Annotated in this window: 24 protein-coding genes, 1 tRNA gene and 2 pseudogenes; 19 read left to right on the top strand and 8 right to left on the bottom strand. The window is 62.9% G+C overall.

What is annotated here, in order from left to right:
- Positions 1 to 44 precede the first annotated feature (44 nt).
- Positions 45 to 260 (top strand): AlpA family transcriptional regulator, encoded by a 216-nt coding sequence (locus tag ACH79_RS13100; RefSeq protein ID WP_161851397.1) that lies wholly within the window; start codon positions 45 to 47, stop codon positions 258 to 260.
- Positions 261 to 611: 351 nt separating this feature from the next.
- The gene (locus tag ACH79_RS13095) at positions 612 to 1,799 is read left to right on the top strand and encodes an IS481 family transposase (RefSeq protein ID WP_371419394.1); all 1,188 of its coding nucleotides are present in this window, start codon (positions 612 to 614) and stop codon (positions 1,797 to 1,799) included.
- Positions 1,800 to 1,836: 37 nt separating this feature from the next.
- On the opposite strand, the gene ACH79_RS13090 is transcribed toward ACH79_RS13095, so the two are convergent.
- Positions 1,837 to 1,915: transfer RNA gene (locus tag ACH79_RS13090), tRNA-Arg, on the bottom strand.
- Positions 1,916 to 2,104: 189 nt separating this feature from the next.
- Between ACH79_RS13090 and ACH79_RS43845 the strand changes: the two genes are divergently transcribed.
- The 3 genes and pseudogenes from ACH79_RS43845 to ACH79_RS13080 all read left to right on the top strand — a co-directional run bounded on the left by ACH79_RS43845 (position 2,105) and on the right by ACH79_RS13080 (position 4,237).
- The gene (locus ACH79_RS43845; RefSeq protein WP_212416795.1) at positions 2,105 to 2,335 is read left to right on the top strand and encodes an AlpA family transcriptional regulator; all 231 of its coding nucleotides are present in this window, start codon (positions 2,105 to 2,107) and stop codon (positions 2,333 to 2,335) included.
- 105 nt (positions 2,336 to 2,440) lie between these two features.
- Positions 2,441 to 2,605 (top strand): annotated as a pseudogene (locus ACH79_RS13085) (JAB domain-containing protein); the annotation flags it as partial.
- A 6-nt stretch (positions 2,606 to 2,611) separates the two neighbouring features.
- A complete protein-coding gene (locus tag ACH79_RS13080) occupies positions 2,612 to 4,237 on the top strand; it encodes a HEAT repeat domain-containing protein (RefSeq protein WP_161851394.1) in 1,626 nt (541 codons plus the stop codon).
- 66 nt (positions 4,238 to 4,303) lie between these two features.
- Here ACH79_RS13080 and ACH79_RS13075 read toward each other — a convergent pair whose 3' ends face one another.
- On the bottom strand, positions 4,304 to 5,143 hold the full coding sequence (locus ACH79_RS13075) for an IclR family transcriptional regulator C-terminal domain-containing protein (protein WP_161851393.1): 840 nt from the start codon (positions 5,141 to 5,143) through the stop codon (positions 4,304 to 4,306).
- A gap of 237 nt (positions 5,144 to 5,380) precedes the next feature.
- On the opposite strand from ACH79_RS13075, the gene ACH79_RS13070 reads away from it, so the two are divergent.
- The 6 genes and pseudogenes from ACH79_RS13070 (at position 5,381) to ACH79_RS13045 (ending at position 10,149) form a co-directional block, all read left to right on the top strand.
- Complete coding sequence (locus ACH79_RS13070; RefSeq protein WP_161851392.1) at positions 5,381 to 6,301, top strand: tripartite tricarboxylate transporter substrate binding protein; 921 nt, start codon at positions 5,381 to 5,383, stop codon at positions 6,299 to 6,301.
- 73 nt (positions 6,302 to 6,374) lie between these two features.
- Positions 6,375 to 6,542: pseudogene (locus ACH79_RS13065) on the top strand (JAB domain-containing protein); the annotation flags it as partial.
- 213 nt (positions 6,543 to 6,755) lie between these two features.
- On the top strand, positions 6,756 to 7,325 hold the full coding sequence (locus ACH79_RS13060; protein WP_161851391.1) for an HdeD family acid-resistance protein: 570 nt from the start codon (positions 6,756 to 6,758) through the stop codon (positions 7,323 to 7,325).
- 58 nt (positions 7,326 to 7,383) lie between these two features.
- Entirely contained in the window at positions 7,384 to 7,614 is a 231-nt protein-coding gene (locus tag ACH79_RS13055) for a hypothetical protein (RefSeq protein ID WP_161851390.1), read from the top strand.
- 37 nt (positions 7,615 to 7,651) lie between these two features.
- Positions 7,652 to 8,680, top strand: coding sequence for a patatin-like phospholipase family protein (locus ACH79_RS13050; RefSeq protein ID WP_161851389.1), 1,029 nt, complete (start codon positions 7,652 to 7,654; stop codon positions 8,678 to 8,680).
- 14 nt (positions 8,681 to 8,694) lie between these two features.
- A complete protein-coding gene (locus ACH79_RS13045; RefSeq protein ID WP_161856342.1) occupies positions 8,695 to 10,149 on the top strand; it encodes a GntP family permease in 1,455 nt (484 codons plus the stop codon).
- A 38-nt stretch (positions 10,150 to 10,187) separates the two neighbouring features.
- Here ACH79_RS13045 and ACH79_RS13040 read toward each other — a convergent pair whose 3' ends face one another.
- Positions 10,188 to 10,868, bottom strand: coding sequence for a DUF1326 domain-containing protein (locus ACH79_RS13040; RefSeq protein WP_246738515.1), 681 nt, complete (start codon positions 10,866 to 10,868; stop codon positions 10,188 to 10,190).
- Between the two features lie 407 nt (positions 10,869 to 11,275).
- Here ACH79_RS13040 and ACH79_RS13035 point away from each other — a divergent pair, with 407 nt between their 5' ends.
- The 6 genes from ACH79_RS13035 (at position 11,276) to ACH79_RS13010 (ending at position 17,339) form a co-directional block, all read left to right on the top strand.
- Positions 11,276 to 12,448 carry a trans-acting enoyl reductase family protein gene (locus ACH79_RS13035; RefSeq protein ID WP_371419393.1) on the top strand — a complete coding sequence of 391 codons (1,173 nt, stop codon included), beginning with the start codon at positions 11,276 to 11,278 and terminating at the stop codon, positions 12,446 to 12,448.
- Positions 12,449 to 12,528: 80 nt separating this feature from the next.
- Positions 12,529 to 14,127 (top strand): FAD-binding oxidoreductase, encoded by a 1,599-nt coding sequence (locus tag ACH79_RS13030; protein WP_161851388.1) that lies wholly within the window; start codon positions 12,529 to 12,531, stop codon positions 14,125 to 14,127.
- A 301-nt stretch (positions 14,128 to 14,428) separates the two neighbouring features.
- Positions 14,429 to 15,130, top strand: coding sequence for an alpha/beta hydrolase (locus ACH79_RS13025; protein ID WP_161851387.1), 702 nt, complete (start codon positions 14,429 to 14,431; stop codon positions 15,128 to 15,130).
- 168 nt (positions 15,131 to 15,298) lie between these two features.
- On the top strand, positions 15,299 to 15,481 hold the full coding sequence (locus ACH79_RS13020; RefSeq protein WP_161851386.1) for a hypothetical protein: 183 nt from the start codon (positions 15,299 to 15,301) through the stop codon (positions 15,479 to 15,481).
- A gap of 254 nt (positions 15,482 to 15,735) precedes the next feature.
- Positions 15,736 to 16,656 (top strand): aldo/keto reductase, encoded by a 921-nt coding sequence (locus ACH79_RS13015; protein ID WP_161851385.1) that lies wholly within the window; start codon positions 15,736 to 15,738, stop codon positions 16,654 to 16,656.
- Entirely contained in the window at positions 16,656 to 17,339 is a 684-nt protein-coding gene (locus ACH79_RS13010; RefSeq protein ID WP_161851384.1) for a DUF6064 family protein, read from the top strand. The genes ACH79_RS13015 and ACH79_RS13010 overlap by 1 nt, the downstream gene beginning before the upstream one ends.
- 8 nt (positions 17,340 to 17,347) lie before the next feature.
- Here ACH79_RS13010 and ACH79_RS13005 read toward each other — a convergent pair whose 3' ends face one another.
- Both ACH79_RS13005 and ACH79_RS13000 read right to left on the bottom strand, forming a co-directional pair.
- On the bottom strand, positions 17,348 to 17,842 hold the full coding sequence (locus ACH79_RS13005; RefSeq protein ID WP_161851383.1) for a DUF3237 domain-containing protein: 495 nt from the start codon (positions 17,840 to 17,842) through the stop codon (positions 17,348 to 17,350).
- Positions 17,839 to 18,342, bottom strand: coding sequence for an ester cyclase (locus ACH79_RS13000; protein WP_202639230.1), 504 nt, complete (start codon positions 18,340 to 18,342; stop codon positions 17,839 to 17,841). Before ACH79_RS13000 ends, ACH79_RS13005 begins: the two co-directional genes overlap by 4 nt.
- A gap of 122 nt (positions 18,343 to 18,464) precedes the next feature.
- Here ACH79_RS13000 and ACH79_RS12995 point away from each other — a divergent pair, with 122 nt between their 5' ends.
- Positions 18,465 to 19,073 (top strand): TetR/AcrR family transcriptional regulator, encoded by a 609-nt coding sequence (locus ACH79_RS12995; RefSeq protein WP_161851382.1) that lies wholly within the window; start codon positions 18,465 to 18,467, stop codon positions 19,071 to 19,073.
- Between the two features lie 12 nt (positions 19,074 to 19,085).
- Here ACH79_RS12995 and ACH79_RS12990 read toward each other — a convergent pair whose 3' ends face one another.
- Positions 19,086 to 19,463, bottom strand: a complete 378-nt coding sequence (locus ACH79_RS12990) for a hypothetical protein (RefSeq protein ID WP_161851381.1) — start codon at positions 19,461 to 19,463, stop codon at positions 19,086 to 19,088.
- Positions 19,464 to 19,631: 168 nt separating this feature from the next.
- Between ACH79_RS12990 and ACH79_RS12985 the strand changes: the two genes are divergently transcribed.
- Positions 19,632 to 19,943 (top strand): putative quinol monooxygenase, encoded by a 312-nt coding sequence (locus ACH79_RS12985; RefSeq protein WP_161851380.1) that lies wholly within the window; start codon positions 19,632 to 19,634, stop codon positions 19,941 to 19,943.
- A 2-nt stretch (positions 19,944 to 19,945) separates the two neighbouring features.
- On the opposite strand, the gene ACH79_RS12980 is transcribed toward ACH79_RS12985, so the two are convergent.
- Positions 19,946 to 21,223, bottom strand: a complete 1,278-nt coding sequence (locus ACH79_RS12980) for an RNA polymerase sigma factor (protein ID WP_161851379.1) — start codon at positions 21,221 to 21,223, stop codon at positions 19,946 to 19,948.
- A 31-nt stretch (positions 21,224 to 21,254) separates the two neighbouring features.
- Positions 21,255 to 21,653, bottom strand: coding sequence for a YciI family protein (locus tag ACH79_RS12975; RefSeq protein ID WP_161851378.1), 399 nt, complete (start codon positions 21,651 to 21,653; stop codon positions 21,255 to 21,257).
- Between the last annotated feature and the right edge of the window lie 185 nt (positions 21,654 to 21,838).

Genomic DNA, 21,838 nt, shown 5'->3' with positions numbered 1-21,838 from the left:
GTCTCAGCAGTCGTCAGAAACAGCCAGCAGGAGGCCGCGCGGCCATGCGCGAACCAGACCGCATCATCCGTCTGAAAACTGTCCTTTCCCGGACCGGGCTGTCCCGATCCACCATCTACCGCAAGATTGCCGAGGGCACGTTCCCGCCGCAGATCAAGATCAGCGTCAACGGGAGCGGCTGGCATGAATCCGACATCAACCGCTGGATTGCCGATCCCGTCGCATGGCGACCGAAGCGCGAGTTCGATGCGGTCAGATGAGGTCGGCGATCGCTTGCTGCCGGCGACAGTGAACCGGACCGGCGTCAGACCGTAAAGGCTGGCGCTATCGCGCCCCCGCTTCGCGGCTTCGGCCTTGACAGCCTGACGCCGCCCCGGTTTGGGCTCTCCGAGCAGACAAAGGCGGATTGGGAGCGGTCACGCTTCCAATCTGGAATGGAAAGCAGCGGAGCTTGAAAAATTTCCCCAGACTAAACGCAAATTTTAGTCTGGTGGCGTCGTAGACCGTTCTGAAAATCGATGACATGTGAAGAATGCCCTTCCTGAGAGAGGGGTGACAGTTCATTCCGGAGACATGGGTTACACAATCGGGCCTTTTGCGGGGAGCGCAAAATGCCCTGGAAGGCGTGTAAACCCATGGATGAGCGTCTAAAATTCATTGCCCGGCGGCTGGACGGGGAGCGGATGGCGGGCCTTTGCCGCGAGTTCGGCATCTCCCGCAAGACCGGCTACAAGATCTTCTCGCGCTACAACGAGATTGGCTTGGAAGGGCTCACCGACCGCTCGCGCCGGCCCTATCGCCATGCCAACCAGCTGCCCACCCAGATCGAGACGCTGATCGTGCGCTTGAAGCAGGACAAGCCGAGCTGGGGCGCCCCAAAGATCAGGGAACGGCTGGCCCGGCTTTATCCGGATGTGCACACGCCCGCGATCAGCACCGTGCATGCGGTGCTCGATCGTCATGGCCTGGTCAAGCGGCGAACCCGACGACGCAACCGGGCTGAGGGCACCACACTCTCTCACCCGGCCCAACCGAATGAGCTGTGGTGTGCCGACTACAAGGGCGAGTTCATGCTCGCCGATCGCCGCTACTGCTATCCGCTGACCATCACCGACTTTGCCAGCCGTTATCTCATTGCCTGCGAAGCCTTGCACACCACCAAGGAAGCCTATGCCTTCTCGGTGTTTGAAAGCGCATTCAAGGAGTTTGGCCTGCCGCAGGCCATCCGCACCGACAACGGTGTTCCCTTTGCCAATCCCAATGCGCTGTTCGGATTGAGCAGGCTGTCGGTCTGGTGGCTCAGGCTCGGCATCGCGATCGAGCGGATCAAGCCAGGCAACCCGCAGCAGAACGGCCGCCACGAGCGGATGCATCTGACCTTGAAGTTGGAGACCATCAAGCCGGCCGCGCGCAACTTCCTGCAGCAGCAGGCCAGGTTCGACGATTTCATCGACTGCTACAACAACGAGCGGCCCCACCAAGCGCTCAACATGCAGTGCCCGGCCGAGCGCTATATCCCCTCAAGGCGGATCTACCAGGGCCTGCCGGACCTTGATTATCCCTTCCACGACAGGACCGCGACCGTAACGACATGCGGCCGTATCTGCTTCAACCGGCAGAAAATCAACCTCAGCGTGGTCTTCGCTGGGCAGAACGTCGGGATTAAGCAGGTGAGCGACAGGATTTGGCTCGTCACCTTCATGAACTATGATTTGGGTTACTTCCACGACGAGACATGCAGACTCGAACCGATAGACAACCCGTTCGGCCCAAAGGTGTTACCTATGTCTCCGGAATAAACCGTAACCCATGTGTCCGGAACGGACCGAAGATAGATGGCGCGCCGGGAACGATTCGAACGTCCGACCCTCAGATTCGTAGTCTGGATCTCGTAGCAGTGGCGATCTTCGAGCGCACGCACAAGGCTAAGTAGCGAAAAAACAGCCCTTCCTTTGTCTATCCCGCGACATCCGTTTTCGCGACGGCGACAATCCTCTCCTTTCAACAGATGCGCGGCCGTTGCACCAAACCGTGCACGAGCATGATTGGAAGCTCTATGGCCTTTCTAAATGTGATCGCTTTGTCGCTAGCGTAGGGGAAGTTGATGTCTCACAATAAATTTCTGACCGCCGAAGAGGTCTCCGAAAGATATCGTGGCAGCGTCTCAGTTGGCACTCTTCGAAATTGGCGAGCGATGAGGATCGGACCAACCTTCGTCAAAATTGGCAAGGCTGTTTTGTACCCAACGAATGAACTTGATGCTTGGGATCAAAAGAATACGGTCTCGTGCCGAGCTTCAGCGAGACCCAACGTGGATGACGGTGAAGAAGCGTGATGATCACGGAGGAGCACGCAAAGCCGCCCCCAATCGCCGTCCCCTCGCAGGTCAATTACTTCCCCCAATTCGTTTACTTTCAATATGTTACTCGAGAAGAGCAGGGTCGTGCATAACCACCCATCCGGCGATCCGACGCCGTCGCAGGCCGACATCCAAATGACCAAAGCGATTGTCCAGATCGCCACGCCGCTCGGCATCTCCGTGCACGACCACATCATCGTGGGGAAGAACGGGCATTCGAGTTTGAAGGGGCTGAAGCTGATCTAGGAGCGCATGTTGATTGATCCCTCCTTGTCTGATCAGGCGATAGCGGAGATCATCTGCCGCGTTGCCGCCGAAATAAAGCATGCTGACGGTGCGCGCCGGCAAACCGCCATCCGCGACCTGTCCGATCTCTGCCGGAGAGTGCACGTCCGCGCGCGCGCGGCGATTCCTATCTGGCTGGAGCTCCTCGCCGATGATGACAAAGAGATCGGTGAAAGCGCAAGCTACGGCCTCAGCAATAGTGCGCCGGACAGCCTCGAGCCGCTGATCGATCAGCTAAAGCACCAGAATCCCACCGTACGGCAGCGCGCATGCTCATCGTTCGGAACAATCGGCAAAGAGGCGATTATCGCCGCGCACAGCATACTGCCGTTGCTCGCAGACCCGGTTCAGGAGGTGCGCTCACGCGCGGCCTGGGCGCTTGGTTTGATCGGAGATGCCCGTCAACGCACAATTTCGGCCCTGTTCGACATGGCACGCGCAGGAACGACAGAGGATCGCCGTTCTGCCTTGCACGGCCTGGGCGGCCTTGCAAAAGCGGCCGCAGATCTCGCACCATTGCGCGCACGTCAGCAAGAGATCTTCGACGCACTCACAGACGCGGACGACGACGTCCGATGGAGCGCCTGCTACGCCATTGGATCTCTCGATCTCGATCCGGCGACTCTCGTCGACCTGATCTTGCCTCGATTATCGGATACATCCGAGCGAGTTGAGGAGATTGCTATCCGTCAACTGAAAGAGCTTGCGGAGGACATCGACCTCACATCCTACGTTGCCCCAATTTGTCAGGTCGTCCGGGGCGCGCGAAAACGCTCGGCGCCCATCGCCTGCGAGGTGATTGGCATGCTGGGCCCGAGAGCGCATGCGGCTGTGCCGTTCCTCATCGACGCGCTGAACGGCGAAAACGAGTCGACCATCATCGCAGCCGCAGTGGCCCTGTGGCGTGTAGACCGCCGCATCGATGTTGCGCTGCCCCATCTGGCAAGGCTGTTCCCCGACTTTGGCGAGACTGTATGCGACGCGATCAGTCAGATTGGCCCAGCTGCGGCTCCGCTGATCGATCAGGTTCTTGCCGCGCTGGAATCCGACGATTGGGACTTGCAGTGGGCCGCCGCCGACGCACTGGGCTCCATGGGCTCCAGCGATCCTGCTGCCCTTGCAACGCTAATAGCAGCGCTCGGACACGAGAGTGGCATCATCGTGTCGGCGGCAGCAACGGCGCTTGCGCGCATTGGCGCAGCGGCGGTGCCGGTGCTGTCGGATATTCTTCTGCAGCCGGACGATCCGCGCGCCGAATGGGCGGCGGACGCACTGGGACGGATCGGCCCTGCCGCAGGCGCTGCAGCAGAACCGCTACTCGCGCAATTGCACTCCCCGCGACCGGGGCTGGCTGCGTGGTCAGCTATCGCTCTGGCGAAGATTACGGGGGATGAGAGGGCCGTGCCGATGCTGGTGAAATTGCTCGACAGGACGGACCGCGCCGACTTGAGAGAGCAGGCAGCGCTCGGTCTCAAGATTGTTGGGCCGCGCGCGTCCGGGGCCGCAGGCGCGTTGAATGCGCTACGCCATGATCCAGATGCTGATGTCAGGACGGCTGCGGCGCTGTCTGCCGTGACCGCGGCGCGCCACTAAGAGACATCGTCGGCAGGAACGGGCATGCGAGTCTGAATTGCGGCTGATCTAGCAAGTCCGTGTCGGCTACCTTGCCGGCCGCTGCAGAGAGCCCACGATCTCGCGCGCGGCGGCCTGCAGATCGGCAAGGTACCGGGCGGCGAAGTCCTCTACCGTGAATGCCGTCCTGATCCAGCGAAAATTGATCGAGCCATGAACACGCCTGCCATCGAACAGCGCCACGGCAATTGCGGCTGCCCCATCATCAGCCGGGGTTTCTCCGTATCGACCCGCCACGTAGCTTGGGTCACGTGTGGCGTAACCCCGGCGCCGCACCTCACTGAGAATTCGCTCGAGCTTCCTCGGGTCGAGCGCGAACCAATCCTCCGGGTTGTTGGATTTCCGGAGTGTGCGCAAAGTCGCCTCCCGTTCCTTCTCCGGGCACCACGCGAGATAAGCGCGCCCGACGCCCGTCATCAGCCACCCCACCCGGCCACCAACCCGGCTGTGCAGCCCTGGGAGCACGAACGGACTGTGCGGCACAGTCGTCTCGCGTCTTTCCATGCAGTTGCCGGCGGGCACGAACAGATCGGACGGCCACTTAACCTTCTTACACAGCTGCGTCAGAACGGGTGCTGCTGCCTCGGCAACGCGGTCGTACCGGTCCCGCTTTCGCACCACGTCCGTGAAAACGCTTAGCCGATAGCGGCCGTCGGCCAGACGCCGCGCGACCATGCCCGCCCGCTCCAGCGTGTTCAAAATGCGCAGCAGACTGGGCTTGGATATCGCCGTTGCAGCGTGGATCTCGTGCAGGGACGAAATTGGCTCGGAATGGAGAAACCGCAGGACTTGCAGTCCTCGCTCCAGTCCTCTGATTGTTTCGACCCTCGGCATTGCCGATGCCTCTCGCCCGTCGAACTCGGCCATTCTTTCCGTTCCGCTTCGCGGAGTCCAGCGTTCCGGAGTCCGGAATTCAGCGTTCCGCTTAGCGGAATCGCCTCCGATTTCTGTGGTTTCTTGCACAACAGAGCCCGATCCTTCGCGAGCGGGACATCCGAGGCGGCACGATGCTGTGCATCTACGAGGAGGGTGAGAATGGCAACACAGACATTTCGTGGAAACCGTTGGTGGGGGCGCCTCCTGTTGGCAGTGAGCCTGGGAGCAATGGCCCAACCGGCGGTCGCGCAACCCTACCCGTCCAGCATGATCCGCATCGTCGTCGGAGGCGGCGCGGGCGCGCCGCCGGATATCATCACGCGCATCGTCGCGAACGAGCTTGGGCAGAGCGAAGGCTGGCGGATTGTCGTCGAGAACAAACCTGGGGCCGCAGGGACGCTTGCAGCCGGCGAGGTCCTCAAGCAACCGGCGGATGGATATTCCATCCTGGTCTTCACATTGGGCGCCTCGGCATCTCCCGCACTCCTGTCGAACATAGCTTTTCGTCATGAAACCGATTTTGCTCCGGTGTTCAAGGTCATGACCGCGCATCACGTTCTGGTTGCCAATCCGTCAGTATCCGCCAAGTCGATGGCGGAGCTTGTCGCCTTGCTGAAAAGCCAGCCCGACAAGCTTACGTTCTCATCAGGCGGGATGGGCACGCCGGCCCATCTCGCAGGCGAACAGTTCAGGCTTCAGACCGGGGTGAGCGCGACCCACGTCCCCTACCGGGCCCTGCCGCAGGCGATCGGAGATCTCATCAATGGCACCAACCACTATCAGTTCATCACGCCTCTGCCTGTTCTCGACCTGATTGCCTCCGGCAAGCTCCGAGCGCTGGCCGTCACGGCGCCAACACGCATGGCAGCCCTGAAGGACGTTCCCACCGTCGTCGAGGAGGGATTCCCGGAACTCGTTATCGCGGACTGGCTCGGTTTCGTGGTGAAGAGCGGCACACCAGACGCCATCATCGGCAAGCTGAACGAGGCAATCAACAAGGCCTTGGCGACGGCGAGCGTGCGTGAGGCGTTCGCGAAGATCGCGGCGGAGCCCGCCGGCGGCACACCTGGCGAGTTCGGCGCGCATATCAAGTCGCAGATGGCGCACTGGAGCAAGGTCGTGAAGGACGCGGGGATCAAGCCCGAGTGACTGTCGAACAGGTGGCGAGAGCCAACTCATGCTCGAATGCAAAACCGCGGAAGCACGCGGTTTTGCGAACGGCGTTTTCCTGCACAATCATCCAAGCGGCGATCCGACGCCCTCGTAGGCCGACATCCAGATGACCAAGGCGATCGTCGAGATCGCCACCCCGCTCGGCATTTCCGTGCACGACCACATCATCGTCGGCAAGAACGGGCATGCGAGTTTGAAGGGGATGAAGCTGATCTAGTCTACTGTTACGGCTCAACAATCGCCTACCCGACGAGGCGATCGGCATCGCCGCGGCAAGGTCTCGCGAATGAAATAGCGACCGAAAATACCAAAATCGGGTGATCGCAACGCGCAGTTGCGCTAGTATCCAGGTGTCGAGCACCCCGCGCCCTATCGCGTCGAGGGACCGACAAACTGACGTCGGATAGGTTTTCGTTTTCGGAGGACCGTCATGACCAGCACTTCAGACACCGTGAGAACAGCCGGCTCGGATACAGCGCCGTTGCGCGCCAAATGGGGCTGGATCGTCGCGCTCGGCGTCGTCTATCTGCTCGCCGGGTTTATCGCGCTTGGCAGCGTCGCGATGGCCACCGTCGTCAGCGTCTTTGTTGTCGGCGTAATGATGATCATCGCCGGCGTCGCCGAGGTGATTAGCGCCTTCCAGATCAAGAGCTGGGGCAAATTCCTGCTCTGGGTCCTGCTCGGCGTGCTCTATATCATAGGCGGTTTCGTCACGTTCCAGAATCCGCTGCTCGCCGCGGTGCTCCTGACCCTCGTTCTCGGCGCATCGCTGGTGGTCTCGGGCATCATGCGAATCGTGCTGGCCTTCAGCATGAAACGCGAAACGCCCTGGATCTGGGTGGCGCTATCAGGTGTGATCACGCTTCTGCTCGGCCTGCTGATCCTGGCGCGCTGGCCGGTGTCGAGCCTCTATATCCTCGGCCTGTTCCTCGCCATCGATCTCATCATGGCCGGCGCCGGCTGGATCGGGCTCGGCTTCGGCTTGCGCCGCGCTCGTTGAGGTGTGGTTGGCGGACTGCGCCCGGCGCAGTCTCCTAAGCGACGAAAAGGAGGCGCCCATGCGCTGGATCTACCTCGCCGTCATCATTCTGTTCGTCGCCGCGACCGTCATCTTCGCGCTGCAGAACTTCGAGATCGTCACCATGTCGTTCCTCGGCTTGAATGCCCGCGTGCCGCTCGCGCTGCTCGCCGCCGTCGCCTACCTGCTCGGGGCGGCGACGGGCGGCAGCCTGTTCGCGCTGCTGCGTCGATCCTACGAAGAGTCGAGAGGAGGTTTCGGAGCGTCCTGATTGAGTGTCGTTTCATCTCCGACCAGCGAGGATGACGATGGACGAAACAGCGCGCGAACCTGTCCTGGTAGACCTAGCTTTGCAGGGCGGCGGCTCCCACGGCGCGTTCACCTGGGGCGTGCTCGATCGGCTGATCGAGGAGCCGTGGCTGCGGATCGAGGCGATCTCCGGCACGTCGGCGGGCGCGATGAATGCAGCCCTGGTGGCCGACGGGTGGACGGAAGGCGGGGCCGAAGGCGCGCGGGCGGCGCTCGCGGCCTATTGGCGGCGCGTGTCACAGGCTGCGGCGTTCAGCCCGCTGCAGCGCTCGCCGCTCGACCGGCTGATGGGCCGCTGGACGCTCGACACCTCGCCCGCCTACGTCGCCATGGACCTGATGGCCCGCGTGGTTTCGCCCTATGATCTCAATCCGCTCGGCCTCAACCCGTTGCGCGCCATCCTCGCCGAGAGCATCGATTTCGATCGGCTCGCCCGCGCGCCGATCAGGCTGTTCGTCACCGCGACCAGCGTGCGCACCGGCCGCGGCCGCATTTTCCGCAACAAGGAGATCACGGCCGACGTCCTGCTGGCCTCGGCCTGCCTGCCGACCATGTTCCACGCGATCGAGATCGACGGCGAACCTTTTTGGGATGGCGGCTATGCCGGCAATCCGACGCTGACGCCGCTGGTGCGCGAAAGCGACGCGCACGACACCATTCTGGTGCAGATCAATCCGCGCGAACGGCCGGAACCGCCCCGCACCGCAAACGAAATCCTCAACCGGCTCAACGAAATCTCCTTCAACTCGCCGCTGATGAAGGAATTGCGGATGATGGCGCTCTTACGCCAGGTGGCGGACCCCGGACACGGCGAGGGCGCGCGCTGGGCCGGAATGCGCACGCACCGGATCATGACAGATACGCTCGCGGAGTTCGGCGCGTCGTCAAAACTCAACGCGGAGTGGGCGTTCGTCTCAATGCTTAAAGAAGAGGGCCGCAGGAGCGCCGACGCATTCCTCAAGGCGCACGCTGACGACCTCGGCCAGCGCTCCACCGCCGATCTCGATGCACTGCTGGCGGAGTGCTAGGGGCGATGACTCTGTTGGGACTTCTCGGCATCCTGATCGGGCTCGGGCTGCTGATCCTGTTCGCCTATCGGGGCTGGAGCGTGCTGCTGCTCGCGCCGCTTGCCGCGATGGTTGCCGCACTGTTTTCCCGCGAGCCGCTGCTAGCCCACTGGACCCAGACCTTCATGGTCAGCGCGGCAGGCTTTCTGGCCCAGTTCTTTCCACTGTTTCTGCTCGGCGCCCTGTTCGGCAAGTTGATGGAGGACAGCGGATCGGTCGCCGCGATCGCGGCCTTCATGACCGAGCGGCTGGGCACGCGGCGGGCTGTGCTCGCGGTGGTGCTGGCCGGAGCGCTCGTCACATATGGCGGCGTCAGCCTGTTTGTTGCCTTCTTCGTGCTCGCACCGATGGCGCATGAGTTGTTTCGCAACGCCGGCATCCCGCGGCGACTGATGCCGGCGGCGATCGTCCTCGGCACCTCGACCTTCACCATGTCGGCGCTACCCGGCACGCCATCGATCCAGAACGCGATCCCCATGCCGTTCTTCGGCACCACGCCGTTCACCGCGCCCGGCCTTGGCATTCTGGCATCGTTGATCATGCTCGGCTTCGGCCTGTGGTGGCTCAACCGCGAAGAGGCCAACGCAAGAAAGCACGGCGAAGGCTTTGGCGACGGCGTGCCGATGCCTTCCGCAAGCCTTGCCTCCGACGAGAAGCTGCGCGAACGCGCCACCACCGCGCGCGAGTTCGATCCGGCGGAGATCGTGCACGGTGTGGTGACCGACGCGCCGCCGTCGGTTGTGCTCGCGGGGCTGCCGCTCATTGTGGTGATTATCGTCAATCTCGCGATGTCGTTGTTCATCCTGCCGGCTCTCGACACCCGCTTCCTCGCCGAGGCGCGCTGGGGCGGAACGTCGCTCGCAGCCGTCGGCGGCGTATGGGCTGTCATCACAGCCCTCGCCTGCGCGATCGTGGCGGTCCTCGCCGTCAGCCATCGGCGATTGCCGGCCCTGCGTGCCACCATGGACGCCGGCGTCAACGCCGCCGTACTGCCGGCTGTGAGCGTTGCGAGCCTGGTCGGCTTCGGCGCCGTAGTGGCCGCGATGCCCGCCTTCGATGTCGTGCGCGACACCGTGCTCGGCATCGGCGGCGGACCGCTGGTCTCGCTCGCGGTGGCGACCAACGTGCTCGCCGCGCTCACAGGCTCGGCATCAGGCGGGCTGACCATTGCACTCGACGCACTCGGGGGAACGTACATGACGCGTGCGGCGGAGATCGGCCTCGATCCCGCGCTGCTGCATCGCGTGGCGGTGATCAGTGCCGGTACGCTCGACAGCCTGCCTCATAACGGCGCGGTCGTCACGCTGCTCGCCGTCTGCGGATCGACGCACCGGGACAGCTATCGCGATATCGTCATGGCCGGCATCGTCGGCCCACTCGTCGCCCTCGCCGCCGTCATCGCGCTCGGCTCGGTGGCGGGATCATTCTGAGCCATAGGCGACTGGCGTCATTTACGGGGAATGCGGGATCATGCGCCAAGCCATGCCGTGAGCCTTGATCTTTGCCTGACCAAACCGTCCTGATTGAAGTGGTGAATACAGAAGTGCGCCCATGAATCTTCGTACGCCATTTCCATGTCACCTGTGATCGAGGTGGTACCTAGCCCGATTTCTGCGTAGGTAAACTCGAAACTGCCACTGGGACGCGCCAGCGCAACGTGGAATGGTTGACCGGTAAACTCATCGATCATCGGCCTGCCGTTGCTCTGCATGACGCCGGGTATCTCTACTCTTGCGGTTCTGAGTTCCAGGTCCGCATCGAGATCAATCGGCAGGAACAGCGTCTCGCAAACTTCCGAGCATGTGGACGCGAATACGGCGAAGAAATTGCTCAATGATTTGCAGGCCTCGCCTGAGAGGATCGTTTCAAGCGCGATCCGTTGAGCTTCATCGGCACGCTCGTCGATAACCATCTGGCGCCGGCCGCTTCCGTCCTTGATTTCGCCGGGCCACTTGTACAGCGCCGCCCAGTTCAAGCCTGAGAGTGGCGTATCGTTGAAGTGGCCTTCAACGATGGTGCCGACGAAGGCCGACTGACAGTAGCCGTGGGTACTCGGCAAATTGAACTGGCAACCGCAGTTCATGGCGCAATTGCAGTTATCATAAGTCTCGCTCTTGAAGAGCCATTGATCAGCCATCTGCACCTCCATGATGCTCCACTCCCTCGCCGGAGCGTTATTCTGGATAATGCGGAAGAAGTTGTCCCGGTCGCCTCCACGCTGCGAGCCGCGTAGTTTGACGCCACAATTTTCGCCCGCAGACGAGTGTCGGCTCGAGCCACTGGGTTAGAACCGCGGGCTTGTATGGTAACGTTCACACCCCGTTCGCCGCAAAAGTTTAGCGGAATTGACCTGCGACTGAAATTGGGATGCTTGGATTTCCGGATGTGTCCCCCCACCCGAAGGAACTCGAAGCGGCCCCGGGGCGTTCGCAGTTAGGGGTAGACTGAACTTGCCTCGCGCGGTCCCCCACCGCCATTTGTGACCCCAACCGGACATCGCGCCCTGAAGACGGGAACTGTGGTATCGTCCGTGAAACGCGATGGAGGAGGACCAACGTGGTGAAGCGGGACTTCGACCTCATCGTCTATGGTGCGACGGGTTACACCGGCCGTCTCATCGCCGAATACCTGGCGACGTGCTATCGCGGCGATGATGCTCCGTCCTGGGCGATCGCCGGACGCTCGACCGACAAGCTTCAGAAGGTGCGTGCCGACATCGGCGCACCGGACGATTTGCCTTTGGTGAAGGCAGACGCCGCCGAGCCGGCCAGCCTGCGTTCGATGTGCGAGCGTGCGGCCGTGATCATCACCACGGTCGGGCCTTATCAGCTCCACGGTCCCGAGCTCGTGGCGGCCTGCGCGGCCACGGGCACCGGCTATGTCGATCTGTGCGGCGAGCCGGCCTGGATGCGGCGCATGATCGACGCCCATCACGACGAAGCGAAACGGACCGGCGCGCGCATCGTGTTTTCTTGCGGCTTCGATTCTCTCCCGTTCGATCTTGGCGTGCTCACGTTGCAGGAGAAGGCGCGCGAGAAATTCGGACGCCCGGCGCGGCGGGTCAAGGCTCGCCTGCGCAAGATAAAAGGCGGTATGTCCGGCGGCACCGCGGCGAGCGCCCAGGCGACGTTGGCCGCCGCTGCACGCGACCCAGCCCTGATCCGGCTGCTGACCGATCCTTTCGCGTTGACGCCGGGGTTCACCGGGCCGTCTCAGCCGTCGGGCCTTATCCCCGAATACGACCCGAGCATGAACATGTGGCTCGTTCCGTTCCCAATGGCGCCGATCAACACGAAGAACGTTCACCGCACGAACTTTCTGTTGGATCATCTCTACGGAAGGGATTTCGTTTACGACGAGATGATGGTCGCGCCGGGATTTGGGGAAATCGCTGGCGTGGCAACCGAGACGCTCACCACGATGGTTTCCTTGTTCAGGACCGGCGGTCTCAAACCCGGCGGAGGCCCGACGCGGGAGGAGCGCGAAAAGGGCTTCTACGAGATCCTCTTTTTGGGCGAACTGCCGGATGGCGGACGGGTCGAGGCGGTGGTCACGGGCGACCGCGATCCGGGCTACGGCTCGACCAGCAAAATGATCACGGAAAGCGCTCTCTGCCTCGTGCGCGACGTACAGGGCGAGGGCGGCGCCTGGACGCCGGGCGCGCTGATGGGTCCGGCGTTGCGCAAACGTCTGACGGAACGCGCCGGCCTCACCTTCACTGCGCATTGAGGTAGCGCTCGGAACTGCAGCGGCGTGCTGGATTACGTGGCTATCTCGGAAATCACAGACAAAAAAGCAGGGAGGATGCCATGAGCGGTGCAAGGCTAAAACATTACGGCTGGGGCCGCGAAGACGAAGGCATGACTTCCGAGGAGCAGGCTTTTGTGCTTGGCCGCTACCATGCGAAGTTCGCGCGCGATACGTTCGAGACAAAAGCCGTGCCGCGTCTTGAGGACCTGGCACTGCGGGCGCCGCGCGTAGCGCCGCCGGCCTCACTTACCGCTTTCTGCACGAGCGAACGCTACGACCGGGTAGCGCACACCTACGGCAAATCCTATCCAGACTACGTGCGAGCCATGCTTGGCGACTACGATAGCGCGCCCGACGTGGTCGCATATCCGCGCAACGAAGCAGAGATTTCCGCTGTGATGGACTGGGCCGGTGGCGTCAGCGCGTCGCTGACGCCGTTCGGGGGCGGGTCGAGCGTCTGCGGCGGCGTCGAGCCGCGAGTCGATGGGCTTCGCTATAAGGCGGCCGTCACACTTGACCTACGCAATCTCGGTAGGGTTGTCGAGGTAGATCAGATATCGCGCGCCGCACTGATCGAAGGCGGTGCGTATGGTCCATCGTTGGAGAACCAGCTTAAGCCGCACGGCGTCACGTTGCGGCATTTTCCGCAGAGTTTCGAATATTCAACCCTTGGCGGCTGGATCGCGACACGTTCGGGCGGCCATTTCGCCAGTCTCTACACGCACATAGACGATTTCGTCGAAAGCCTGCGCGTCGTGACGCCGCGCGGCATACTGGAAACGCGTCGATTGCCGGGATCGGGTGCTGGACCGAGCCCCGACCGCATGTTCATAGGCTCGGAAGGCACGCTCGGCGTGATCTCGCGCGCCTGGATGCGATTGCAGCCACGTCCGAAATTCCGTGCCGGCGCATCGGTTCGTTTCCATTCATTCTTCGGTGCGGCACGCGCATTGCGTGCCATCGCACAGGCCGGCCTCTATCCATCGAACTGCCGCATCCTTGACGCGCAAGAGGCGTTCAACACCGGTGCGGCCGACGGCAGTGTTGCGATCATGGTGCTCGGCTTTGAATCCGGCGACCATTCGCCGGATGCCTGGATGGCACGTGCGCTCGAATGTTGCGCCGACCATGGCGGGACGCCGGAGGCCGCAAAAGCCGGCGACGCACATCTCGAAGGCGCAGCAGGAATTTGGCGGAACGCATTTATTCGCATGCCGTATGCGCGCGAGTTTTTGACACCGGCCGGTCTCATCAACGACACGTTTGAGACTGCTATCACCTGGGATCGGTGCGAAAGTTTCCACGACAAAGTGAAGGCGGCGACGGAGCGTGCGATCCTCGAAGCGACTGGCCTGAAAGGCGAGGTCACCTGCCGCTTCACCCATGTCTATCCGGACGGGCCCGCGCCCTATTTTTCTTTCCACGCTCTCGGCCGCCACGGTGCGCTTCTGAAGCAGTGGCAGGCGATCAAGAGTGCGGCCAGCGACGCGCTGATTGAGGCGGGTGGTACGATCACGCATCATCACGCTGTCGGCCGCGATCATCGGCCTTGGTACGATCGCCAGCGCCCAGGTCTTTTCGCGGCCGCGCTTCGGGCAGCAAAAAGAGAACTCGATCCACAAGGCATGCTCAACCCGGGAGTGCTCATCGATCCGTAGCGCGGGTCGACGCCCAACGGAGTAAGCGAATAATTGTGCTATTTGCTGCGGTGCACGAGTCCGCTGTTGGGCCCATCTAAGACGCGAATGACCCAACTCAGAGGCGTTTGAACGCGCTAAGTTCTGGGGCATAGCGAACAATATCTACTCATGAGACTTTTCTCTCGACGGCTTCTCTCGACGACCCGAGGGCCTCGCTTTCTTCGATGCGGCATGGAGGCCGCCGCTTCAGGAACGGGACGACAAGACAGTGCAAAAATGGTAAGGTTGCGCCGACCCGACCGATAGCGGGAGGACGAACATGACCACTTTCGTTCTCGTCCACGGCGCCTGGCACGGCGGCTGGTGCTACAAGCGGGTGGCGCGACTGTTGCGCCAGGCCGGGCACGAGGTCTATACGCCTACTTTGACCGGCCTCGGCGAGCGCGCTCACCTGATGAATCGCGAGATCGATCTCGACACGCACGTTAAGGACATCGTCGGTGTCATGCGCTGCGAGGAATTGTCGGACGTGGTGCTGTGCGGCCATTCCTATGGCGGCATGGTCATCACCGGCGTCGCCGAGCAGATCGCGGCAAAGATCCGTTCCCTGGTCTATCTCGACGCCTTCGTGCCCGAGAACGGCAAGTCTTTGTTCGACTATCTGCCGGCCGAGCAATCGGGACAGATGCGTGACGACGCCAAGCAGAACGGCGAAGGTTACAAGATCACGCCCGTTCCAGCGGCTGCTTTCGCCGTCAATGACCAGGACGCCGCATGGGTCGATGCGATGTGCGTCAAGCAGCCGCTGGCGACATTCGAGCAGAAGCTCGAAGTCAGTGGCCGACAGGTACCGAAGCGCGTGTATATGCTTGCCACCGGCCGGCAGTCATCGCCCTTCCACCAATTCGGCGCGCGCTTCAAGGACGATCGAGGCTGGCAGTTCGTCAGCTTCTCCTGCGGGCACGACGTGATGATTGATCAACCTGAGGAACTTGCCGCTGCGCTCATCGCCGCCGCTTAGGGAAGCGCGCGCAATGCTTGGTGGCCACCCGACTCCGGCGAGAATGGATTGTTTTTCCACGCACAATGCTCACGCGGGGCCCGAAGCAGCGTAACCAGGGGCGGGGGCCCTGGCCCCGCGCCATAACATCCGCGCATGAATGTCGCGAATCCCAGAAAGGAGCCGACCATGACCCAGCGTATCCCTGTGAACTATTCCGCGGCCGAGTGGAAGCTCGTCCCCATCATGGGCACGATGCCGCCGCGTGTCCCCAACAATGACGATGATGATGACGACGAGGACGAAGAAGACAACGATACCGAACCGGACGAAGAGCCGCCGGTCGTCAGAGAACCCGACGAAGACGAATAAGCGCGAGGGCTCGTGCAACGGCGCGCAATGCCGGCGACGGATTCATCAGCGCCCGGTCATACGGTCACGCAGGTTTGAGAGGACTGCGGTTCATCCCGCGACGTCGGCGGTCCATCCTGGATTGAGCACGGTACGCGACTACATATTTGGTCCAGCGCCTAAACTGCAATTTTGTATTGCAAAGCTGGCGGCGGCGTTCCGTTACTTTGCGCCTTTTGCGCGGGAGTTTCCTCGCCGCGATGCTGGAGGATCGGATGTGGACGACACGCAGAACGTTCGTGCAGGCCTCCTTGGCGGCGACAGCCGCCGCGCCGCTCCTGCCAGTCTTTCTGCACGCCGAGGGGGGCTCTCCCATTCGCCGTCCCATACCCTCGACCCGCGAGGAGATTCCGATCGTCGGGCTGGGGACCTGGATCACCTTCAACGTCGGCGATGATCCGGCGCTCAGAAACGAATGCGCTGGCATCATGGCCGCCTTCTTCGAGGCGGGCGGCCGCATGATCGACTCCTCCCCGATGTATGGCTCGTCGCAACCGGTGGTCGGCTACGGCCTGCAAAAACTCAAGCGGCCTGCCGCGCTGTTCTCGGCCGAAAAGGTCTGGACGTCCTCGGCGACGGCAGGTCCGGCCCAGATCGAGCAATCGCGACGCTACTGGGGTGTGCCGAAATTCGACCTCGTTCAGGTGCACAATCTCCTCACCTGGAAGCCGCACCTGCAGACGCTGTTCCAGATGAAGGCGGCCGGCGCGGTGCGGTACGTCGGAATCACCACGTCCGAAGGCCGCCGGCACGATCTCGTCGAACAGATCATGCGGAGCGAGCCGATCGATTTCGTGCAGTTCTCCTACAACGTCGTCGACCGCGAGGCGGAGGCGCGACTGCTGCCGCTCGCGTCGGAGCGCGGCATTGCCGTCATTGTGAACCGCCCATTCCGGCAGGGCGCGCTGACAGACCGGCTCAAGAACAAGCCGCTGCCCGAATGGTCGGCCGACCTCGGCGCCTCAAGCTGGGCGCAGCTCATGCTCAAATTCATCCTCTCTCACCCCGCCGTCACCGTCGCCATTCCGGCGACCACCCGTGTCGATCACGTCCGCGAAAATCTCTCGGCTGCTGCCGGACCGATGCCTGATAGCACCATGCGCGAGCGCATCGCCGCTCATGTGAAGGCGCTTTGATGTCGGAGTGGTGGACCTATCGGGCGGAAGATTTCCTGCTGTTCTCGCCCCGCGTCTACTGGCGCATGTTCGAATCGCACAATGCGGCGCTCTGGCCGCTGCACGTCGTGACGCTCGCCGCCGGCCTCGCCATCGTCCTGTTCATCGCGTGGCGGCCGGGAACCCGGGCGCGCTGGATCGCACTCATCCTGGCGATGCTTTGGATCTTCGTCGGCTGGTCTTTCCTGTGGAACCGCTACGCCACCATCAACTGGGCTGCCGCCTATATCGCGTCGGCTTTCTTCATCGAGGGCGTGTTGCTCCTCGTCGCATCCCTGCTCAACGCCCTCACCTTCGACTGGCGCCGGCCTGCCGGTTGGATCGGATATGTCCTGCTTGGCTTCGCGCTCGCAGGACAGCCGTTGCTTGCGCCGCTGCAGGGACGCGGCTGGGCCTCGTCGGAAGTCTTTGGCATCGCGCCAGATCCGACTGTTATGGCGACGCTCGGCGTTCTGATTCTTGCTCGCGGCAGGCTTTTGCCATTGCTGCTGCCGATCCCCGTTCTCTGGTGCCTCCTGAGCGCTCTGACCCTCCACACCATGGAGGAGCCGCAAGCCTGGGCCCCCGTTGCCGCCCTTGCGCTCGCCGCGACTGCCTGGCTCTGGACGATCATCCGTCAGCGCGGATCACCCCAGCCCGCGTAATGCATCCGTCAGACGACCTGGGAAATGCTGTAGGCGATGCCGCCCTCGACCAGATATCCCGATCCGATGCAGACGATGTCGTTCATCCAGGCATATTGCGGTGAGCCGGTCTCGAACAGCGGATTGGTTCGGAAGTAATAGCGCGATGGATCGACCTGATGGCGTTTTGCCGGATCGGTCATCTCCGCCCGCAATTCGGGCGGCGTGATCCAGCGGCCGCCATAGGTCATCTGCACCAGCGCATCGTCATGCGTGCGCAACGTCAGGCGGACGTCCAGCGACATGGCGCCGTCGGCGCGAAACAGCGCCCAGTCGCCGCCGCCGGGCACCACCTCGCCGCGCAGCCTTGGACCTTCAAAGGTGCCACCGGCCGCGCCGAACAGGATGCGGCGGCCGAGCGGGCCGTCGCCGATGTTCAGTTTCGGGTTGAGATCGACAACAATATCGAACAGCGGCGCCGTCCGGATCGCTGCGACGGGCTTGACGCGCGGATCTGCTGTCATTGTCTGGTGTCCTGGTTCGGCGGGAGATGTCGTTCGACGGCAAGTTGGCGAACGCCGGCATCGCCAAAAATCTTGCGACGCACCGCGTCGGTCGAGACGCCGGATTGAGAGCAAAGCTCGGACAGATCGAAGAAGAATTGCTCGCGGACGATCCGGTCGTCCTTGAAGGCAAACCGGATGAAGACCGGAAGCGCGGCGCGCCGGCCGTTCGGCGTCACGCCGAAACGGTCACCGGTCATGGTCATCTGCACGCGGCCCCAGCAGACCAGCGTATCTTGATTGGCCGCGTGGCCCTTCAGGACGACGTCGTAATCCGGGAATGAGGTGAAGAACCGGGTCAGCACCTTTTCGTTTTCAGCCAGGCCGCGGGCGCTGGTGCCGAAGGCCGGCGTTTCCAGCAGCATATCGTCGTGCAAGACCTTTAACGCCGCCGGCACGTCCTGGCGGCTTTTGGCTGTCGCCAGTGCCTGCGCCAGTTCGAACATCCGATCGCTGTTCATGATCGATCCTCCCAACATCATGGCCCGGCAGACTCCGCCTAAATTCATACCGAATGTTTTTTACATACCGTATGTATGTTATATGTTGATAGGCTCACAGGCGTCAAGTGGTATGTCGGGGCATGCAGGAAAGTGGACGCGAACGAAGCCGCCGCGAGGAATACACGGAGGCCACGAGACAGGCGCTGCTGGCGGCCGGCCGAGTGATTTTTGCGAGCGAGGGCTATCAGGCGGCGGGGATCGAGGCGATTTCGCGCGCCGCGCGGGTGACGCGGGGCGCCTTCTATCACCACTTCGAAGACAAGAAGGCACTGTTCGACGCCGTGGTCGTCGCCTTGCAGATCGAGGCCGCCGCCAAGATCGAGGCACGCGCGAAGACGCAGCGCAAGGTATGGGACCGCCTGACCGAGGGCATCGAGGCCTATCTCGACGTCTGCCTCGAGCCGGCCTATGCGCGCATTGTGATTCAGGAAGCGCCGGCCGCGCTCGGCAATGCGCGCTACCGGGAGATCGAGGAAGCCCATCCGATGGCCCTGCTCACCGCGACGCTGGCCGCGCTGAAGCGCCAGGGCGAGCTCGATTTCGAGGACATCGAGCTGCTGAGCCGGATGGTCGATGCGATGATCTGCGAGATGGCGCTGTTGCTGCCAGGCGCGGACAATCCGAAAAGGCTCCGCGCCCGCGGGCAAAAGATCATCGGCAACCTGCTCGGCACCTTCCGCGCGCCATAGGCGCAGGCGCGCTCATGGCGCGATCCACCGCCGCACGGCGTCCGCCGTGTCGGCCGGCGTGGTGTTGAAACAGATCCTGCTTTGCGGCGCGGCGAGGTGAACCAGATTGATGATCCGCTCGAACAGATGCAGGCGCTCCGGTGGCACACGCAGCCCGGCGCCGATCACCACGCAGTCATAATGCTTGGCACCCAGCGCTGCGGCGGCGACGGCTTCGGCGGTCTCGCCGAGATCGATCAGGCAGCCATCGACCTCAAAGCCCATCGCGCGAAGCTGCTCGATCTGAGCCGTGAGGTAGCTCGTCACCAGTTCGGCCGTGAGGCCCGGAAAGGCGCTGAAGTCGACGAGGGATGGCTCGATCCCGATCGCGAGCACGGTCTTTTTCGTCATGCGGGTGCTCCAATGATTGCCGGACAAACGCGCGCATCGGCAGACAGGTTCCAACCCGACCTTGACGTCATAGTTCGGCAAGCATCGAAGCATTGTTGTCACCAAATCGGCCATGATCGCGTGCCTCGCCGGCTCAGGACCGAGCCGGTCGTTTCACAGGAGAACGCCATGGCTGCCACCAGCAACGCAAACCAGAACCTGATCGTCACCGCATTTTGGGAAGTCAATTCGGGCGAGGAAGCAACGGTCGCGGAGCTTCTGAAGGATTTTCTGCCGCAGGCGCAGCGCGAGCCCGGCGTCAGGGAGTTCCAGATCCACCAGAACATCGCAAAGCCGCGGGAGTTCTTTTTCTACGAGGTATTCGCGGGTGAAGCAGCCTTCGCCGAGCATCAGCAGACCGACCACTTCAAGAACATCATCCTCACGCAGGCGATCCCGAAACTTGCCAAGCGCGAGCGCTCGCAGTTCCGCTTCATCTGACATCAGCAAGGCTGCGGCGGGCCGCCACCGGCCTCGGTGGCCCGCCGCCGCAACAATTCGCGTTCGCGCGTGTTGGCCGCAAGCGTCGACGCGAGTTCGAACGCGGCGCGCGCTTCTGCGGCGCGGCCGAGCTTGTGAAGCAGATCGCCGCGGACACTTGGCAGGAGGTGGTAGTTTTTCAGCGCCGGCTCGCCCGCGAGCCCATCCACGATCGCGAGCGCCGCTGCCGGCCCCTCGGCCATACCAACCGCAACGGCGCGGTTGAGCTCGATCACCGGCGAGCGCACCAACGCCGAGAGTTCAGCGTAGAGCTTTGCGATGCGCGGCCAGTCGGTGTCGGCGGGGGTACCGGCTCTGGCGTGACAGGCGACGATGGCCGCCTGCAGCGTATAGAAGCCCTGGCCGCCGCCAAGTTCGTGCGCCCGGTCCAACGCCAGCAACCCACGGCGGATCTGAAGCCGGTCCCACCGCGCGCGGTTCTGGTCCATCAACAAAATCGGATCACCGGCTGCGTCGGTGCGCGCCGCAGCGCGCGAAGCGTTCAGCTCCATCAGCGCGAGCAGGCCGTGGGCCTCGGCTTCCTGCGGCGCGACCAGCGTCAGCAGGCGGCCCATGCGCAGCGCGTCGTTGCAGAGCTGCGGCCGCAGCCATTCGTCGCCGCGGGCGGCGGTGTAGCCTTCGTTGAAGATGAGATAGACGACCTCCAGCACCGAGGCGAGCCGCTCCGACAACTGCTCGCCGCGTGGGGTTTCGTAGGCGAGCCCGGATTCCGACAGCGTGCGCTTGGCGCGCACGATGCGCTGGGAGATGGTCGCCTCCGGCTGCAGAAAGGCGCGCGCGATTTCCTCAGTGGTGAGGCCGCAGATCATCCTGAGCGCCAGTGCCGCGCGGGCTTCGCGCGACAGTTTCGGATGGCAGGCGGTGAAGATCAGCCGCAACAGCTCGTCGCCGATATCATCATCGAGGGCGGCGTCCGGGTCGGGCATCGCCTGTTGCTCCTGCTCCAGCTCGCGCGTCAGCATCTCGTGCTTGCGCGCGAGCATGCGGCGGCGGCGCAGACCGTCGAGCGCGCGGCGTTTGGCGGTCGCCATCAGCCACGCGCCGGGCTTGTCCGGTACGCCGGTGACGGGCCAATGCTCGAGCGCCGCGACCAGGGCTTCCTGCGTCAGGTCTTCGGCCAGAGTCACGTCGCGTAGCATTCGCGACAGGCCCGTGATCAGGCGCGGCTGTTCGATGCGCCAGACCGCGAGGATGGTGCGATGGATGTCGGCGGCCGTCATGGCCGCCGACTATCTCTGCCGATCGTCCCGATCATGCGTGGGCGCGAATGCCGGCCTCGCACGCGCCATCCACCCCCGGCGTCGCAAGCACGCGAACCTCGCAGGTGCCTTCCCAGCCCGGCATGTGCTCAAGGTGCAGTTGCATGAATTCCCTTGCCGCAGCCACGGCCTCTGCCATGTCGCGGAGTTCGAAGATCGCGTAACCGCCGATCAGTTCCTTGGTCTCGACGAATGGCCCATCGATGACGCCGAGCTTTCCGTCGGTTATTTTGACCTGTGCGCCGCTCATGGCAATCGGCATCAGTCCGCCGGTATCGAGCATGCGGCCGGCCTTGATCTCCCGGTCGGCGAGCTTGCCCATCGCCTCCATCAGGGCCGGCGTCGGGCCTTTGTCGGGCTGGGGCGAGGTAACGATATACATGAAGCGCATGGCAAAACTCCGGTTAGGGCGAGTTGCGGCGGTGATCGCCCGCAAAACTGGCTCGCTATGGGAGACGACGAACGGGAAGGCGCCGGATCGACACGGGGCTTGATAAAATCTGTCCGGCTGCCTGGAGCGGCCGGCCCATATGATTGCTATGGGGGATATTCGCCTTGTAGGCTCTGGGATCAATA

Origin of the sequence: Bradyrhizobium sp. CCBAU 051011, from assembly GCF_009930815.1 — a bacterium.
Classification (GTDB): Bacteria; Pseudomonadota; Alphaproteobacteria; order Rhizobiales; family Xanthobacteraceae; genus Bradyrhizobium.
The sequence above is the reverse complement of the archived record's forward strand: the minus strand, read 5'-3'. Positions and strand labels throughout refer to the sequence as shown.

Bases quoted from the DNA above. Each gene is read 5' to 3' on its own strand.
- ACH79_RS13100 (WP_161851397.1), top strand. From the start codon at position 45: ATGCGCGAACCAGACCGCATCATCCGTCTGAAAACTGTCCTTTCCCGG.
- ACH79_RS13095 (WP_371419394.1), top strand. From the start codon at position 612: ATGCCCTGGAAGGCGTGTAAACCCATGGATGAGCGTCTAAAATTCATT.
- ACH79_RS43845 (WP_212416795.1), top strand. From the start codon at position 2,105: ATGTCTCACAATAAATTTCTGACCGCCGAAGAGGTCTCCGAAAGATAT.
- ACH79_RS13080 (WP_161851394.1), top strand. From the start codon at position 2,612: ATGTTGATTGATCCCTCCTTGTCTGATCAGGCGATAGCGGAGATCATC.
- ACH79_RS13075 (WP_161851393.1), bottom strand. From the start codon at position 5,143: ATGGCCGAGTTCGACGGGCGAGAGGCATCGGCAATGCCGAGGGTCGAA.
- ACH79_RS13070 (WP_161851392.1), top strand. From the start codon at position 5,381: ATGGCCCAACCGGCGGTCGCGCAACCCTACCCGTCCAGCATGATCCGC.
- ACH79_RS13060 (WP_161851391.1), top strand. From the start codon at position 6,756: ATGACCAGCACTTCAGACACCGTGAGAACAGCCGGCTCGGATACAGCG.
- ACH79_RS13055 (WP_161851390.1), top strand. From the start codon at position 7,384: ATGCGCTGGATCTACCTCGCCGTCATCATTCTGTTCGTCGCCGCGACC.
- ACH79_RS13050 (WP_161851389.1), top strand. From the start codon at position 7,652: ATGGACGAAACAGCGCGCGAACCTGTCCTGGTAGACCTAGCTTTGCAG.
- ACH79_RS13040 (WP_246738515.1), bottom strand. From the start codon at position 10,868: ATGGAGGTGCAGATGGCTGATCAATGGCTCTTCAAGAGCGAGACTTAT.
- ACH79_RS13030 (WP_161851388.1), top strand. From the start codon at position 12,529: ATGAGCGGTGCAAGGCTAAAACATTACGGCTGGGGCCGCGAAGACGAA.
- ACH79_RS13025 (WP_161851387.1), top strand. From the start codon at position 14,429: ATGACCACTTTCGTTCTCGTCCACGGCGCCTGGCACGGCGGCTGGTGC.
- ACH79_RS13020 (WP_161851386.1), top strand. From the start codon at position 15,299: ATGACCCAGCGTATCCCTGTGAACTATTCCGCGGCCGAGTGGAAGCTC.
- ACH79_RS13015 (WP_161851385.1), top strand. From the start codon at position 15,736: ATGTGGACGACACGCAGAACGTTCGTGCAGGCCTCCTTGGCGGCGACA.
- ACH79_RS13010 (WP_161851384.1), top strand. From the start codon at position 16,656: ATGTCGGAGTGGTGGACCTATCGGGCGGAAGATTTCCTGCTGTTCTCG.
- ACH79_RS13005 (WP_161851383.1), bottom strand. From the start codon at position 17,842: ATGACAGCAGATCCGCGCGTCAAGCCCGTCGCAGCGATCCGGACGGCG.
- ACH79_RS13000 (WP_202639230.1), bottom strand. From the start codon at position 18,342: ATGAACAGCGATCGGATGTTCGAACTGGCGCAGGCACTGGCGACAGCC.
- ACH79_RS12995 (WP_161851382.1), top strand. From the start codon at position 18,465: ATGCAGGAAAGTGGACGCGAACGAAGCCGCCGCGAGGAATACACGGAG.
- ACH79_RS12990 (WP_161851381.1), bottom strand. From the start codon at position 19,463: ATGACGAAAAAGACCGTGCTCGCGATCGGGATCGAGCCATCCCTCGTC.
- ACH79_RS12985 (WP_161851380.1), top strand. From the start codon at position 19,632: ATGGCTGCCACCAGCAACGCAAACCAGAACCTGATCGTCACCGCATTT.
- ACH79_RS12980 (WP_161851379.1), bottom strand. From the start codon at position 21,223: ATGACGGCCGCCGACATCCATCGCACCATCCTCGCGGTCTGGCGCATC.
- ACH79_RS12975 (WP_161851378.1), bottom strand. From the start codon at position 21,653: ATGCGCTTCATGTATATCGTTACCTCGCCCCAGCCCGACAAAGGCCCG.